This is a genomic window from Amycolatopsis sp. NPDC058986 (assembly GCF_042741125.1).
Taxonomy (GTDB): domain Bacteria; phylum Actinomycetota; class Actinomycetes; order Mycobacteriales; family Pseudonocardiaceae; genus Amycolatopsis.
Genome location: NZ_JBHYJW010000024.1, coordinates 1 through 14,974, shown reverse-complemented (window position 1 = coordinate 14,974; position 14,974 = coordinate 1). Strand labels below are relative to the sequence as shown.

The 14,974-nt window shown below is 68.4% G+C and carries 14 protein-coding genes; 7 read left to right on the top strand and 7 right to left on the bottom strand.

Features of this window, described 5'->3' with window-relative positions; all coding sequences use genetic code 11:
- Positions 1 to 30 precede the first annotated feature (30 nt).
- Together ACFW0G_RS21600 and ACFW0G_RS21595 are read left to right on the top strand one after the other, a co-directional pair.
- Entirely contained in the window at positions 31 to 5,034 is a 5,004-nt protein-coding gene (locus ACFW0G_RS21600) for a DUF927 domain-containing protein (protein WP_378327141.1), read from the top strand.
- On the top strand, positions 5,031 to 5,822 hold the full coding sequence (locus tag ACFW0G_RS21595; RefSeq protein WP_378327140.1) for a hypothetical protein: 792 nt from the start codon (positions 5,031 to 5,033) through the stop codon (positions 5,820 to 5,822). Before ACFW0G_RS21600 ends, ACFW0G_RS21595 begins: the two co-directional genes overlap by 4 nt.
- 232 nt (positions 5,823 to 6,054) lie before the next feature.
- Here ACFW0G_RS21595 and ACFW0G_RS21590 read toward each other — a convergent pair whose 3' ends face one another.
- Positions 6,055 to 6,390: a hypothetical protein gene (locus ACFW0G_RS21590; protein ID WP_378327139.1), complete on the bottom strand. Its 336-nt coding sequence runs from the start codon at positions 6,388 to 6,390 to the stop codon at positions 6,055 to 6,057.
- A 185-nt stretch (positions 6,391 to 6,575) separates the two neighbouring features.
- Between ACFW0G_RS21590 and ACFW0G_RS21585 the strand changes: the two genes are divergently transcribed.
- From ACFW0G_RS21585 to ACFW0G_RS21565, 5 genes are all read left to right on the top strand, one after another.
- Positions 6,576 to 6,761: a hypothetical protein gene (locus ACFW0G_RS21585; RefSeq protein ID WP_378327138.1), complete on the top strand. Its 186-nt coding sequence runs from the start codon at positions 6,576 to 6,578 to the stop codon at positions 6,759 to 6,761.
- A gap of 47 nt (positions 6,762 to 6,808) precedes the next feature.
- A complete protein-coding gene (locus tag ACFW0G_RS21580) occupies positions 6,809 to 7,063 on the top strand; it encodes a hypothetical protein (protein ID WP_378327137.1) in 255 nt (84 codons plus the stop codon).
- Entirely contained in the window at positions 7,060 to 7,506 is a 447-nt protein-coding gene (locus ACFW0G_RS21575) for a hypothetical protein (protein ID WP_378327136.1), read from the top strand. Before ACFW0G_RS21580 ends, ACFW0G_RS21575 begins: the two co-directional genes overlap by 4 nt.
- The gene (locus tag ACFW0G_RS21570; protein ID WP_378327135.1) at positions 7,503 to 8,342 is read left to right on the top strand and encodes an AAA family ATPase; all 840 of its coding nucleotides are present in this window, start codon (positions 7,503 to 7,505) and stop codon (positions 8,340 to 8,342) included. Before ACFW0G_RS21575 ends, ACFW0G_RS21570 begins: the two co-directional genes overlap by 4 nt.
- Before the next feature lie 175 nt (positions 8,343 to 8,517).
- Positions 8,518 to 8,958 (top strand): hypothetical protein, encoded by a 441-nt coding sequence (locus ACFW0G_RS21565; RefSeq protein WP_378327134.1) that lies wholly within the window; start codon positions 8,518 to 8,520, stop codon positions 8,956 to 8,958.
- Between the two features lie 493 nt (positions 8,959 to 9,451).
- Here ACFW0G_RS21565 and ACFW0G_RS21560 read toward each other — a convergent pair whose 3' ends face one another.
- From ACFW0G_RS21560 to ACFW0G_RS21535, 6 genes are all read right to left on the bottom strand, one after another.
- Positions 9,452 to 10,714 (bottom strand): ParB/RepB/Spo0J family partition protein, encoded by a 1,263-nt coding sequence (locus ACFW0G_RS21560; RefSeq protein WP_378327133.1) that lies wholly within the window; start codon positions 10,712 to 10,714, stop codon positions 9,452 to 9,454.
- A gap of 59 nt (positions 10,715 to 10,773) precedes the next feature.
- Positions 10,774 to 12,033 (bottom strand): ParA family protein, encoded by a 1,260-nt coding sequence (locus ACFW0G_RS21555; RefSeq protein ID WP_378327132.1) that lies wholly within the window; start codon positions 12,031 to 12,033, stop codon positions 10,774 to 10,776.
- A 348-nt stretch (positions 12,034 to 12,381) separates the two neighbouring features.
- Complete coding sequence (locus ACFW0G_RS21550) at positions 12,382 to 12,546, bottom strand: hypothetical protein (RefSeq protein ID WP_378327131.1); 165 nt, start codon at positions 12,544 to 12,546, stop codon at positions 12,382 to 12,384.
- 172 nt (positions 12,547 to 12,718) lie between these two features.
- Positions 12,719 to 13,183: a hypothetical protein gene (locus ACFW0G_RS21545; RefSeq protein ID WP_378327130.1), complete on the bottom strand. Its 465-nt coding sequence runs from the start codon at positions 13,181 to 13,183 to the stop codon at positions 12,719 to 12,721.
- Positions 13,184 to 13,229: 46 nt separating this feature from the next.
- A complete protein-coding gene (locus tag ACFW0G_RS21540; protein WP_378327129.1) occupies positions 13,230 to 13,682 on the bottom strand; it encodes a hypothetical protein in 453 nt (150 codons plus the stop codon).
- An 83-nt stretch (positions 13,683 to 13,765) separates the two neighbouring features.
- Entirely contained in the window at positions 13,766 to 13,927 is a 162-nt protein-coding gene (locus ACFW0G_RS21535; RefSeq protein ID WP_378327128.1) for a hypothetical protein, read from the bottom strand.
- Positions 13,928 to 14,974: the final 1,047 nt, after the last annotated feature.

The window sequence follows — 14,974 nt, the reverse complement described above, 5'->3', positions numbered from 1 at the left end:
TACGACCGCGTCGTGTCCGCTATCACCGCTGTGAGTGGCCCGAAAATCGAGCGCGGCACCGGCTATATCAAGGTCTGCTGCCCCGTCCCCTCGCACGACGATCGCACTCCTTCCGTCTCGATCCGATACGACCCCGTCAAGGGCAAGACCAGCGTCAATTGCTTCGGCGGCTGCGATGACCGCGACGTCCTCGCCGCCGCGAACCTCTCTGTTCGCGACCTGTTCGATGAGGACCGCGAGTTTCCCGCCGAGCGCCGCTCGAGCTCGGGGACCGCGGCGCGGCGGGGCAACGCGGCGCGGCCCGCTGCCCCTCGCCGCGCCCCCAGCGCCGGTTCGGCGAAGGCCAGCGCATCGAAGCGCAAGGGGCCGCAGGATCGCGAGGTTGCGTCGCGGAAGAGCACGACGTACGTGTACCAGCGCGCGGACGGGACCCCACGTGGCAAGGTCGTCCGGCGGGAGGAGTTCGACGCGGCCGGCGAGCGGATCGCGAAGAAGTTCAGCCAGCAGCGATTCGACGACGCGAAGCGGCGGTGGGTCAGCGGCGGGTTCGAGCCGTTGGTCTATCGCGCTCCCGAGGTCGCGGCCGCGATCGCCGCCGGCACGCCGGTTTACCTGTTCGAGGGCGAGAAGGACGCCGACACCGCGCGCGACCTCGAGCTCGTCGGCACGACGAATGCCCAGGGCGCGAAGAAGTTCCTGTTCGAGCACGCCGAGCAGCTGCGGGGCGCGCACGTCGTGCAGGTCGTCGACCGTGACGTCGCCGGGTACGGCCACGCGATCCATGTCCGGAGCCTGCTGCACCCCGACGACGGCGAGGCGCTCGCCGCCTCCTACACGGTGCTGGCTCCCGCGGAGGGCAAGGACTTCACCGAGCATGTCGCGGCGGGCAAGGGCGTCGACGAGCTTGTGGAGGTCGACCCGGTCGCCGCGTTCGTCGACCTGCAGCTGGCGGCAGCGGGCACGCTGGTCGACGGCGGGGACGTCACGCGTGCGCGACGGCTGCTCGAGATCGTCGCCGCGCACCTCGACCAGGTGACCGACGACGAGGTCCGGCAGGGGTTCGTCGCGGTCGCGGAGAACCTGACCACCCGGCTAACTCCGCCGCCCGACGACGAGCTCGCGAACCAACGGCGCAAGCACACCCGCAACTCCGTGCCGTTCATCGGCGACGATGTCGAGGGCGAGGAGGTGGATCCGCCGGAGCCCGCGTGGACGATCCCGACCGGATCGGGGTCGTGGGCGTACTCCACCGGCGACGACGGGGACGGCTTGCGGCGCGGTGTCTACCGGTACAACCGCGGGGTCTGGCAGATGGTCGCCCCGCTCCCCTACGTGCTCGAGCGGCTGAAGGCCCGCACCGGTGACGGGGCTTCGGCGGGGGTGAGCTACCGGATCGCGATGACCAAGCTGGCCGAGGCCGACGAGGTCTCGATCGTCAACGATGACGACGTCAAAACCGGCGTCTGGGCCGACAAGCTCGACGTCGCGCTCTCCGCCGACAGCAAGGTCCTGCAGGCGGCCGCCACGGCGATCCGGCACACGGCCCGCGAGCATGCGCAGCTGCGCGAGCTGGTGCCCCGCTGGGTACGGGGCCAGATCGAGATGCCGCCGGTCGACGTCGGCGCGGTCGGCTACGGCGAGCAGACCGGCGAGGAAGAGGCCGCCCGGGAGACCTGGCGGAAGATCATCGAGCACGCGATCGCCGCGCCGAAGCTCGCGCTGTTCCTGGGCGCGGCGATTGGCGCGATCTACGTGCGGCCGCTGGAGCGCCAGAGCTTCGTGTTCCTGGGCACCGGGCAGGCCAGGCGGGGCAAGTCGACCGGCCTGGCCGTCGGCGCGGCCGTGTACGGGGACCCGAAGAAGCTGATCCGCGCGTGGAACACCTCGGCGATCGGCCTGACCCAGACCCTGGGCAACCGCGCCATGCTCCCCAGCTTCTTCGACGAGCTCGCGGCCGCCGGGATCAAGGGCCGCGACCTGGAGAAACTGGTCTTCCAGATCACCGAGGGCGCGCAGCGCACCATCGGCGGCAAGGACGGGCATTCCCCTAAGACCAGCGCGGCCTGGCACTCGATCCTGTTCTCCGCCTCCAACGACAGCATCCTCGGCGAGGTCGCGAACGAGGGCACGGCCGCCCGGGTCCTGGAGGTCGCCACCCCGATCACCCGCGACGCCAAGGACGCCAAGGAGCTCAAGCGGTTGAGCCGCCGCGCCTACGGCTGGCCGCTACGGTGGCTGGTCGCCCAACCCGGACTCGACGAGTTCGCGGAGCTGATCGAGACCGCCGAGGACGACATCGGCATGCCCGACGGCGGCGTCCCCGAGACGATCGCCGAGCACCTGGCGCTCATCGCCGCGGGCACCCGCAAGCTCGAGCGGCTCGTCGGCAACGTCGACGGGCTCTACGAGGCAGCGATCGAGATCGGGAAGATCCTGCTCGACGAGCTCGTCGGGGAACTGCGCGAACGTGGCGCGAGCGCGGACGAGCGACTGCTCGCGGCGGTGACCGACGCGATGCTCTCCCGTCCCGCCGCCTTCCCGACCCGCCCGGTCTACATCTCCTACCTCAAGGGCGAGTTCGGCAACGGACCCCAGGTCGCCCGTGAGGTCGAGGGCTGGTCCCTGGTCAACGACCCCGACTACAAGGGGGACGTCGCCGTCACCACCAAGGCCCTGCAGACCATCGCCGCAGACGCAGGGATCCACAACCTCTACCCCGCGCTGCGGCAGCTGCGGGATCACCGGCGCCTGGTCGTCGACAACGACCAGGCCTCGCGCTATCAGGCCAGCTTCAAGCCGGTCCCCTCGTCCAAGTCCAAGATCCGGCCGTACATCTTCATCCTCGACGACCCCCGGCTCCTCACCGACACCAGCGGCCCCGCGACCACTCCGGACGACGACTCTTCCCCCGGGGACGCCTCGTCCCCACCGCTGGATCGGTCCCCATCGTCCCCACCTGGCCCCACCGATTCCCGCAAGAATGGGGACCGGCAAGATACGCCGTTGACCAGGACTGATGTGCCCGAAAACACCCCGCAGGACACCCTGGTCCCCACTGTCCCCACTGATTTCGAAGAGAGCGCGTGTGCGATGCACGAAGGAGGGAAGGAAGAGGAGAGGTCTTCGGCGGCTCCGGTCAGCATGATCAGCCCGGAAGGCCCGCACGGCCCGATCTGGATCACCGAGGACCGCTACGGGGACTGCCGGGTCTGCCAGGAGATGACCCGCGCGTTCGATCGGGGCGGCTGGGTCCATGCGGGCTGCGTATTCGACGCTCCCCCGGAGCCCGCCCCGCCGGTGCCTCCCCCCTCGCCGAAACCGACGACACCCCCCGCCGCGGAAACCCCGGCCCAACCGGAGTACCCGCAGCGACCTGCCGCGCGGGCAACCGGGGTGGTCGAGGATCGGGTCCCGCTGACCGGCCCCATCGCTCCGGCGCCGACCGGCTACCGAGCCACCTGCGCGGTCCTCGACCCGAGCGGCATCTACCTACCCGACGGGACCCGCTACCGCGGAGTGCCGATCACCGACGCCTTCGACGTCCTCGACGCCGGCGACCGGCTGCGCATCGGCCACCCCCAGGGCATCGGCCAGCTCATCCTGACCGACTCGATGTGCCTGCAGCTCGGCCTCGTCGCCGAAGCCGACCCGGGCCTGCCCGGTGACGAGGGACGCGACCAGGTCCGCGAGCGGCTGCGCGCACTCACCGAGGCCTTCGTGGCCCGTGCCCGGGACCGCGGCTGGGAGATCGGCGAGCTCACCGTCGAGAACCGGGCCCGCCGTACCAGCGACCAGCGCGCCTTCGATCTCGTCCTCGCCCCCTACGAGTACTTGTGGAGCCGCGGCCGCGAGGACGCCCACCCGCTCGGCATCCTCGACGAGAACCTCGACGAGCAGCAGTACGCCGCCGAGGCCGCCCGGCTCATGGGCTACCTCGCCGATCAGCTCCACGGCCCATGGCGCGGCAACCCCGCGCAGGTCGGGTGGGACATCTACGACCGCGCCCAGCGCGGCCGCAAAGCCCGCAAGGGCCACGTGCTGACCCGCGCCGGGGAACTGCCGAAGCTCACCGGCCAGGTACGCGCGGCCGACCTCGTCCCGCAGCTAACCTGGTCCCGCTGGACCCGCTCCTCCCCCGCGACCGGCGCCGACCTCGACCGCATCCGGCAGGCTGCGTTCGCAGTCCACGTGGACCGCAAGGCCGCGTGGGTTGCCGCCGCCAAGGAATCGCTTCTCGGCTACCTGCCCGAGGGCACCGAGATGCGGCACGTGCTCGGCGCCGACGCCGTGCGGGAGCTGCTGCGGGCCCCCGAGTCGCTGCCCGCCGGGCTGGTGCGGTTGTGGCTCCCGCCCGCCGACGACCCGCGGATCCCGCCGCTGCACGCCAAACAGTCCCCCACCGAGCAGCGGCTGGCCTGGCTGCCCTCGAGCCTCGCCGCCGGGTTCCTCTACCAGGACAACCCCAGCAACACCACGCTCGGCTGGGGCGCCAGCCCCAGCACCCTGGTCACCCCCGAGAAGCCGGACCCGGAGAACCGGGACGTCGAAGCCTGGCTCTTCCCCGCCCAGGGACGGCTGCTCGACGGCGAGTGGTACACCACGCTGCGCGACACCCGCTACGCGATCGACAAGTTCGACCCGCACGGCCACGGCCCGGAAGCGCGCGTCCTCAAGCGGGTGTACGCCGCGATGCTGCAGACCGCCGAGGGCCCGGCGACCGATCGGATCTTGAACAGCAAACGCCCCTGGAAACACCAGGCCACCTGGTTGTCAACCGCCAAAGGGTCGCATTACGTACGGCAGTGGGGTTTGATCCGGCGGGCCCTGTACAACGGGCTGCTCATCGCGAGCCTGCAGATCGACGAGGTCGTGCTCCTGGTTAACGACCCGTCCGAGGCCGTACTCGGCAAAATGACCGGGCTGCTCGGCCAGTACCAGGTCAAGGTCGTCCGGCAGTTGTCCGACGCACACCGCGAAGCGATCGCAAGCGGCACACCGGCCCACGAACTCACCGGCGGAGAAATCGCGCAATGAGCTGGAAACGCATTAGCCGCCCCCAGGCGCTACCGCAAGGCCTCGACACCCACCGCACCGATGCCGCGCAGAAACTCGTCGACTGGTACACCGGCGGCGCCCAGCGCGGCGACCTCGGCGACCGCATCGACTACCTGACCGGCCGCCGCGAGCGCGCCGCCGCCGACCTCGTCCGGGACCTCGGCGGAGTCGCCAAAGCCGCCCGCGCCACCGGTGCCTCCGAACGCACCGTCCGGGACTGGGCAGCGGGCCGGCACGCCCCCAGCTCCCGATTCGCCGACACGCTGGCGAAGGAAGCCCGCCGCGCCACCGTCCGCGCGCTCGGCGGAACCCGCGGGGTCGCCGCGCTGACCGGCCGCAGCGAGTCCACGATCCGCAGCTGGGTCCGCAAACCGGTGCAGGCCAAGGGCGACGCCGTGCACCAGCTCAACAAGCACGAGGTCCGGCAGCGGCACCTGCAGGCACGCCAGCTGCTGGGGCAGTCCGGAAAACAGCCGCTGGTCATGCAGACCAGCGGCCACATCCGCGTGAAGGCCACGACCTCGACCCCGGAGTACGAGGTCGATCGCGTCGTCAACCACGAGGTCCAGCCCGAGACCCAAAGCCAGATCGAGGACCTGCTCGCCCGCGGCGTCGACCCCTCCCAAGTTCACCAACTGATCGAGTCGGACCTCACCGGCGACCGGTACGCAGGCCTTGGCGACGATCTCTACGACGGCCGCGACTTCGGCTTCTTCGTCGACCGGATCGACGAGATCAACATGGGCGACTCTCTCCCCGGACGCTGACTTCAGATTCGCGGCGGAGCCGAGAGGACTTCGGGGTGGATACACGGTATCCACCCCGAACGAGGTGTCCCTCTATCGAATCGGGCGCTGCCTTGTGGCGTTCGAGGGTGCACTCGGGACGCGGAGACGAGGCGAGTGCCAGAAGGCCGCTGCACAGCCGAACCCGCTCGGCCATCTCGCCCTGCACCAGCAGTGGAGGCGGCGGGACCTCGCCGCCAACCACAGTCCGTGTTCAGCGGCGGAGGGAGATGACGTTGCTCGGCGGCGCCGAAGAGGTGGGGACCTGTGCATCCGCCTCGTCGTCGAGGATGTCGAGGGCTTCCTTGAGCTCCTCGAGGATCTCGTCGCGTGAGAGCGTGCGGCCGTCCGGCAGCTCGTCGGTGAGCCAGTGCCACATCTGCAGGTATGCCGCGCGGCTGCCTTCGTAGAGGCGTCGGTTCCACAGCGGCGCCAGCTTCCGTGCGAGATCCCGGGATTCCTGTTCCTGGCGCGGTGTTTGGGAGCCCAGCGCCAGCGTGACGAGGTCGTCAAGGCGGGCGCGATGAGCACCGCTGGCGTCATGGCTCATCGTTCTCCTCCTGGTGCTCTCTCGTCCTCGGGAACCTCGCGGCTTGCCTCATGGGCACGCCGAGGGTGGATACACGGTATCCACCCTCGGAGCACACCACCAACGACGACCAGCAGGCCGAGCCGTGACAACGACCGGCGGCGCGCTTCATATCTAGTTAATACGTGTGTTAATGTGTACGTGTATTGACTAGTCAGGAGGCGGCCATGGATCTCGCCGGGCTCATCTACCAGCTCCCCGTTCCTCTCCAGCTTGGCCTCCTGGTGATCCTCACGATCGGAATCGCCTGCACCAGGCGCCTGGTCCGCGCGCTCCTCGTCCTGCTGCTCCTCGGCGGCGTCATCAGTGCGCTCGGCCTACAACTCCCCTAGCCCCCACGCCGCCGGGTATGACGCCGACCACCGTCCAAGGAGCACCGATGCTCGTCACCACATCCCAGCTCAGCCATCGCGACCGGGCCATTCTGAAAGCCGTCGCCGCCGGCCGCGCTGAGCTCTCCTGCAGCTGCGAACCCGACCTGTTCGTCGACGGCCTCAGCTGCTGCGACCAGGCCGCCGCCCGTGCGCTCACCCACGCCGGCTACATCGCCCCGTGTATGTCCAGCACCGCGGGGCGCCGCGTCCCCGCGCAGATCACCGCGGCCGGAACCGCCGCGCTGGCGGTATCCGCGTGACCACCCCGCTCAGCTGCGAGGTCAGCAACCGCCACCGTCCCATCCGCGTTGACCACATCGACCAGGACCGGCATGTCGTGCACGGGACCTACGGCATTGTCGCGGTCAACACCGGCCAGAAGCTGATCCACTACCACCTCACCCTGACCTGGTCCAGCTTGGAGCCCTCCTTCGTCCGCATCGACCTGACCGACCCCGCCAACAACTGGCCGACGTTCTGGGCCATGCACCACGACCTCCTGCGCGACGGCGGCCGTCACGACAAGCACCGTGTTGATCACCTCAGCCAGCAAACCCACCTCATCCAAACCGGCAACCCGCACATGTGGCTGGGCCTGAACCGCACCTGGGTGCAGGAGTTCACCGACAAGACCGAACAGGTCATCCGGGCACTGCGACGCCCGCGGAACGATCCCCCGCACCGGGCCCAGGAGCCGACATGAGCAGGATCCCGGCGCACTCGACGTACCGGCTGCACGAGCGGGTCCGTTGCCACGGTTATCCGGGCGCGCCAGCTGGACCACGTCGCCACGGGTTCCGCGGCTTCGTGACCGGATACCTTGGCGGCACCATCCTCCAGGGCGTCACCGACGACGGCCGCGATTGGACCGAGGAATGGGGCCTTCTCTCCCCCGACGCACCGGCCGCGAACACAGCGCCGACCTACTGCGCCTGCTGCCCGCAACCTGCTGCCCGGGTGCCCGGCAAGGAAGACTCGATCATGATCAGCCGTGACGACCCGACCATCCTTACCCTCGGCGCCGCTCTCGACTTCGTCGAGACCTTCCGTCCCGGCCTCCTGGTCATGCTCGGCAAAGCCGGCTCTGGGAAGTCGACCCTGGCCAGCCGCTGTTGGCCCGACGACGTCGTGCTCTCTCTCGATGGCCTCCGCGGCGAACTCGCCGGCGACTCCGGTGACCAGTCCCGCAACCCCGAGGTCGTCGCCGAAGCCCACGCCCGGATCGCCGCGCGCTGCGCCTCCGGCTTGCAGACCGTCTTCGACAGCACGAACACCACCCCTGAGCGTCGCCGAGCAACGCTTGCCCTCACCCACGGCCTGCCCGCGCTGGCCATCCTGGTGGACCAGCCGCTCGACGTTTGCCTCGCCCGGCAGCACGCCCGGCGGCCGAGCCGGCGCGTTCCCCGCCACGAGATCGAGCGAATGGATGCCGAGCTCGCCTCCGCCACACCGACCCAGTTGCTCGACGAAGGCTTCGCTGCGGCCCTGATCGTCCGGGCCGTCAGCGGCACCTACGAGATCGAGGTCCATCAGCGATGAGCCGCCGACGCCACGCTCGGACGGTCCCGCGCCGGCGGGGCTCCAGCGCCAGCGTCGTGCCGTGCACGTGCCGCACCCTTCGGGCACGGGGGAGCGGCCTGCCGGATCATCCGCGCGCCGGGACGACGCCGCGCTCTCGTTTCCCGCCCGTCATCGTCAGGAAAGGATCAACACAGTGACCGCTGAACCCATCGACCCGACCATAAGGGTGCTCTCCGACCTTGAGGACGAACGCCTGGCCCAGGACGACCCCGCGGCCCTAGGAGAGACGCGTCGCCACGGCACTGGGCACCCGAACGACCAGAGGATCGCCGAGTACCTCGAGCGCGAAGTCAACGCGACCTATGGACTCGAAGCGGACGGCAATCCCATCCCCGATGGAGATATCTCGCCCCCAGGACCCTCGTGGCGGGAGCTGCTGGTCGAGGACGTGGGCCAGGCCTTCGCCGCGACTGAGCTGCCTGACCTGCGCGCGAGGTTGATCGAAGCAGCCGGTCGCATCGTGACATGGGTCGAGCAAATCGACCGCCAGATCACGGCCGGTCAGACCACAGTCGACCAGCCGGAGACCGCCCCGCATCTCGGTCCGATAGGCCTGCTGCCAACACCGCACTGACCAGATTCCACTGTGCCCAGCATGCGCAGCCCGCTGGCGGTCGCAGCGCAGACCCGCACCGGCGGAGCCGGCACACCTCGTGCGGGGTGGATACACGGTATCCACCCCGCAGCACGCCCGCGGGCGTGCTGCGAGCATGCCGACCACCAAGCTCCGGCCGGCCGCTGTCCCGCCGCGACGCCATCACCTCGCCGGGGCACGAGTTCTGGAGACGGGCCGTATGCCACCCAGATCGGCGTCCTGCGCTGCAGGTCGGCAGCTCCGCCTCGAGCTGCGGAAGCGAGGGGGACACCTCGCGATAGGCGCGTCTGCGTCTGCGTCCGAGCCCGAGGGTGGATACACGGTATCCACCCTCGCCACGCCGTTCCCGCCCACGAGCCATCGGTGAAGGCCTCGCCGTGGCCATCCCGTTGGGGGTGGATACACGGTATCCACCCCCAACGCCGGAGAGGGGGCCCCGAGATGTTCTCGGGCCCCCTCTCCGGCGCGCTCGTCAGGATGCGGTCAGCACCCTCTCCAGCTGGTTCAGCTGGTGATCGGTCAACACGCCCAGCAGTGCATCGACCACGGCCTCGATGTCTCCCGAACTCAGCAGTGCGTGCAGCGCTTCCCGATGCATGCTGGCAGTCGGCATGTCGTTCGACGGCTCCGGCACCCCGGTGGGAGCAGGCTCCGCAGGCTCCTGAGGCTGCCCGTCCTCGTGGAGTTCTGTCTCCGTGCGGGCCGGGACGCGGTCCAGGCGCGGGGCGACCTGGTCATCGGCGATCGTGTCCTCGGCCTGCTGGTCGCCGTTGGTGGTGTGCTCCAGGGTGGATACACGGTATCCACTCTCAGGCTCACGAGAGCTCGATCCCGAGGCAGGAACGGCTGCGGATGGCACGCTCACAGGTAGCGCCACCGGGCGCTCAGATCCGGGGGACACCTCGCCTGGGGTGGATACCGTGTATCCACCCTCGCCCTTCTCCGCCACGAACCTGTTCCACTGCTCCGCCTCCGAAAGCTTCCCCAGATCGGCCGCGGCAGCCTCGTCCAGATACCCCGCCAGCGCCATCTCCTGGTAGGCCGGGATCAACTGAGCAAGCAGCGGGAGCACTCGCGCCAGCCGCGCCTGGTCCTCCTTGCCCAACCCCGAGGCCTTCCGTGCCGCGCTGAAAGTCAGCAATCCTGTCCGCAGGTGTTTCTTCAGCTCGGGGATCAGGTTCTTCACCAGCCCGACCCGCTGGACGACGAAGCCGTGTGGCTTCCCCAGCCATTTCGCGACCTCACGCGCCGACATGTTCTCGCGCTTCATCTTCGACAGGAACAGCTCGCCTTCCCACAGCGGGGACAGGTCTTTCCGGTGGATGTTCTCGTGCAGGATTCCGTCTTCGATCGCGGCCGCGGTCCTGACGTCCGGCGCGAGCATCACCTCGAGGCTGTCCAAACCAGCCAGGGTGGCACCCGCGAGCCGACGGTTACCCTTCCACATCACCCACTCTGCCTCGACCGGGACGTTCTCCTCTTCGTCCGGGTATGCCTCGAGGAACGCCTCCCGCGTCACGACGGTCGCGATCTGCTCCTGCCCTTGCTTCAGGGAGACGGCCATCTCCTGAACCTCGGGATCGTCCTGCTCCCGCCGGTTCAGCGGGTTCTGCGCCAGCTTCGCGAGCGGTGCGTCGAACGGGACGGCCCGGCTCTTATCGAACCTCGCTGCGAGCGCCGCCTTGGCGGCGTTACCCCGGTTGTGCTTGTCCATCTGCTCGAAGTTTTTTGCCATGATCCTGTCCTTCAGGGGCGGCTAAATCAGGTATTGCCGGGGTACGTCCATGCGCGAGCTCACTGCGTGGCGAGCTTCTTTCCGGAGAGCCGGGGGAGCGGGGGAAGCGCGTCCCATTCGCTGCGATCGGCGAGGCCGGCTTCGACATCGAGCCGGATGGCGATCCGCTCGAGCATCTTCGCGTGCTCGCCTTTCGGGACGTAGTCCCCGATCGGCACGCCCTGCAGCCACGCCTCTTCCACCGAGACGGCGCGGGGGAGATGGGCCAGGATCGGAACCGCCGTGATGTCCTCGTCCTCGGGTTCCTCGAAGGCCTCGATGTCGGGAGCAACGTACTTGGAGTAGCCGCTCAGCGGACGCCTGAACAAGGAGGGGACGAGCCCCAGCAAGGTCCGGGGCGGCAGCTTGAGTTGTTCCTCCGCGACGGCGATCTGCGAGAAGAGCAGGCTCAGTGCGCGTACGGAGGTTCGTGCGAGCTCGACCGGGATCAGCAGTCCGTCCGCGGCGACCAGGGCGTTGTCCGTCAGGATGTCCAGCGAGGGTGGGCAGTCGATGAGGATGTGGTCGTACTGGTCGGCGGGCAGGGTGTCGAGCAGGTCTGCCAGCCGGTACTCGATGCGGCGGCCACGTCCCTGATACATCTGCCGGACAACCAGGAACATCTCGGTCGACGTCGGCACCACATCGATGCGACCTTCACCCGGCCCGCCGCCGGAGTGCGTCACGATCAGGTCCTGCAGCGTCACTCCGGCCATCTTCTTGTCTTCGGACTGGGCCAGAAGACCGGCCAAGCTCGGTTTCGTGGGATCCACGTCTTCCAGCCCGAGCGCCTCAGTCGTCAGATGGCCCTGGGGGTCCAGGTCCACGAGGAGAACCCGGCGCTTCCGCTTCCGGAGAGCCCCAGCTGTCCCGGAGGTGAGGCCGGTTTTGCCGACGCCGCCCTTCTGGTTGAGCACTGCCACGACGTTCGGCTCCGACCCGGTCGGCGACACGGGCGTTGGATACACGGTATCCACCTCGGACATGGGACTCACTTCTCCTTCTATGGTGTTGGTCTTGAACGCACCGCAGTCGACGAGCCAATGCCGCCAATACGACACCCGTTCCAGGTCAGGTTGGAAGCCTTCAGGCCAACCCTCGCGCGCGATCTGCCGCAAGATGGCGGGAACACGGCTTCGGCCGACCCGTGACCGGCCGCTTGAACGGGTGGCAGGAGTATCGAGCACGGCGTGCATAGCAAGCGCCGCCTGGTTCAGGTCGAAGTCGATGGGGCGAGTGACGCGGAACCGCTCAACGCCATCCGGATCCACCTGAGCCACCAGCGAGGACTGTCTCATTTCTGATGGTCGGGTCGTCGGAGCATAGTGCTCGGTACTGTACTCGGTACCGTACCGAGTTGAGGCGAGACACGCTGTCCCCGAGGCGGGGATGGTGCGGGAGTGCGCGTAACCAAAGCGGGTACTCCCTTTGACCGTCGACCCCCGCCGATGGCGGCCGCTTGTATGCGGTCTCCGCGAAGATCTCGTGAAGCGCTGTGTCCAGCGCGCGATGAGCGTGATGTTGTCCTCAGTGGACAGATTTCCTCGGGTGTCGTGCCGGGATAGGGTCCTGGACGCGAGGCCCTGCCGGGTGGTCTCCGGCAGGGCCTCGCGTCCAGGTGGACGTACTCAGCAGCCCGTGCACTTCTCGGTGCCGCTGCTGGGACACTCGGTGGTCTTTGTCAAGGGGCAGATGTACTCACAGACCGGCACCGTCGGCACGGGCAGCAGAAGCGGCTCCGCTTGCGAGGTGTCGTCGGTCGTGGTCGGCGGGTCGATCGTGGCCGCAGCCATGGCATTCTCCTTTGCTCACACGAGTTTCAGAATGTGTGTAGCGCCGATGTGTTGGCGCCCAACAAGTTCGACGATGTCCTCCTCTCTCATCGGGTTGTCCCCGCTGGTGCGGGTGTGCCACCCCGGTCGGGTCGAGGTGTGCAGGTACCTACCCGGCACCGCGCACCCCGCCTCATGCGGTTCCTTTCGCTTCGGGTGCCGCGACGTAGACCAGTGCGGACGGCGCCAACGGCACGGTGCGCAGCTGCCGGGCGTCGTCGACGAAGCGGACACGGTCGCCGTCGACGAGCTCGCGGCGTGTGACGTGCAAGGTCACCAAGTCCGGCGACGAGATCTTCCGCGTGGGTGTCACGTCCCCGATCCCGTCGCGGTGCAGGCCTTGGATCGTCAGGCCGGGGCGGACGTCGCGGGCCTCGACGGCGTGCCCGGCATCCAGCAGCCGCGCCCGCCGGGCGAGCATGCCGTTGTCGTCGTGGTAGTCCACAATTGCGCGGCCGCCCGCACGCCGAACCTCGTCCAGCGCGTGCGCGGCGGCGTCAGCCCTGTCAGTGAACGACCCCTCCGGCTTCCCGTTCACCTCGACTGTCCACAGTGCGGAACCAGCGGCGCGGGAAATGGTGATGGTGGACAGGTCCATGGACCCTCTCCTCAAGTCGTGGGTTCCGGTGCCACGCGCGCTGCCGTCACACGATGGGCGGGCGGCCGCGGCGCGGCCGGTTGCGCGCGGCCGCCTCAACGACACAGCGCGCGTACAGCGACTCCCCGCGCCGGCCGGGAGCACGGCCGGTCGAGGGGATCCCCCAGCGGGTCAGCGTCCGCCGCGCGGCGGGACCGTCGGCCAGGCCTAGGATCTTCGCCGCCTCGCTCGCGGTGATCGGCTGCCGGGAAGCCCAGTCGCGGTAGCGGATCTCGACCGCGTCCCGCGCGGCCTCGACGTCGGCGAACCGCCCCAGGTAGACCGGTGCCGGGGCGTCGGTGGTGATGTCGTCCAGGTCCACCGTCCACGCGTCGTACGAGGGGCTGAGCGTGGCGCTGCTGCGGTGCAGGTAGCCGATCAACGCGTGCGCGGCGTAGGGATCATCCAGGGCACTACGGATCTCGATCGCGTTAGCCGGCACAGCATCCTGAGCGGTCATCAGGAGAGCCTCTTTCCAAGACAGATGGTGCAGGGAAGCAAAGGGAACCGGGCGGGCCCTGGGGGGAGGGCCCGCCCGGAAGATCACTCGCCGCCCTCGCGGTCTTCCTGTTCGGCCTTGAGGACGTCCAGCACGCTCCCGGCGAACGGCCCAGCCTCTCCGCTCTCGATCTTTGCTTCGGTCTTGGCGATTTCCTCGGCGAGCTGCTTGTTGGTCAGGTGGCTGATTCCGCGGTTCTCGGTCACTTCCATCCCCTCCTGAGGTTTCGCTTCTCTTCGGTGGCGCTTGCTGTACCTCTATACTGTCCCACAGTGGGACACTTTAATACCGCCAAAGGGGTGACGAGTGGGGTCGGTGAGGTGCGGTTGTGAACGACGGTGGTGTTCGCGTTGCCACCGCAGCACGTGGGGACGTGGAGTGAACCGGGGCCCGCAGGGTGTGGTGCTCTTGGTGATTTCCGACGTGATGGTGAAGTCCCCGACAGGCGGCGTCGAACTCGTGGCTGGCCTCTGGTGCTGCGGCCCCGGATGCTCGTGTTAGGCGGTCGAGCCGGGGTTGGCGGGTGATGTGTTGCCTGTTGGAGGTTGTCGGCACTGCGGTGGGGTTTGCCCGGTTCGTGGTTGTGCTTGTGGACGTTGTCTTGGCCCTGGGTGCTCGAGGCCGAGCTGCTGCGCGAGGGGGGCCCTGTTTGGTGGCTACGGCGGGGTTGCGGGGTGTTGGGAGGTTGGATCTCCCCGTAAGGACTTTATGGTGTGTTGTGTGTGGTTTGTGTGAGGTGTGGATGCGGGTGGGTGGTGGGGTGCCGGCGGTTTCGCCGAGGACGTGGGGTGGGGGGTTCTGGTCGGTCGCGTAGCGGCCGGCCGGGGTGGTGGAGGGGGGACAGGTTTGACGTGTGTGTAGGTGCGTAGACCTGGAGGTGTGTACGTGTGTTGGGTAGTGCTGACGCGATGGGGGGTGCTAGAATTGAGGCATCGGGAAGGGATCACCGAGAGTCCACAGTAGATCTAAAGTGGACAGTTGACACGGTGTTTATCCCTTGTATTTAAAGGCTTTCTCCCGGACGTGATGCGTTGATCATTTGGAGCGAAGCTCCAAATCCGCTGTTCCCGGGTTCAGAAAGCAAGGAATCAAGTGGTCTAGACCACGATTTCGTAAGGCGAGTTTCCAAATCCAAACGTGACTGTCCAAACTCGACAAAGTGGGCCAAGAAACCCCTTGACACACAACGGAAACCCGGTGGGCGCAACGCGCCCACCCCTGCCGCACCCTGGCCGCGCAGCGGCCAGCCACGC